We start from the raw sequence: 427 nt of genomic DNA, 5'->3' as shown, positions 1-427 counted from the left end.
AGGAAAAGCAGCATGACTTTCAGGGCGGCGTTGGGGAAGTGGTTGAGTCTTGTGTCGCTCCCCGCTGATTTTCAAATGAATGGCGAAACCATCAAAAAAGGGTCATGGATACTTGTGACAAAGGTTCCGAGGCAGTTTAGGATGAAATCAAAAAGGGTGAGATTATCGGTTGCATCCCGAATATCGAAAAAGCCTGATGATATCAATGGCAGCATTTTTTGAGGATTTAGCTGAATGTTCTCCCTTAAATAAGATGCGGGAGAACACCCGCATCCTGGTCTATGGCTAAATTTTAACCGATCAGCCGCTGCATTCTCAGCGCGAGCCGCAGGCGCATCGTCGTCTCTGGATCTTTTAAGCTTTTGCCGAGCAGTTCCTCGCATTTTTCTAAACGATAGATCACCGTATTTCGATGGACGTACAGGCG

The 427-nt window shown here is 46.8% G+C and carries 2 protein-coding genes; one reads left to right on the top strand and one right to left on the bottom strand.

Features of this window, described 5'->3' with window-relative positions; all coding sequences use genetic code 11:
- The coding region (locus ACTD9P_RS30080) for a hypothetical protein (RefSeq protein ID WP_438870492.1) at positions 1-222 on the top strand (222 nt) is incomplete at its 5' end.
- 70 nt (positions 223-292) lie between these two features.
- Here ACTD9P_RS30080 and ACTD9P_RS30075 read toward each other — a convergent pair.
- Positions 293-427: helix-turn-helix domain-containing protein (locus ACTD9P_RS30075; protein WP_438870493.1), on the bottom strand; the 135-nt coding region annotated here is incomplete at its 5' end.

The sequence above is a fragment of the Pseudomonas onubensis genome (genome assembly GCF_965653655.1).
Lineage (GTDB): Bacteria > Pseudomonadota > Gammaproteobacteria > Pseudomonadales > Pseudomonadaceae > Aquipseudomonas.
The sequence above is the reverse complement of the archived record's forward strand: the minus strand, read 5'-3'. Positions and strand labels throughout refer to the sequence as shown.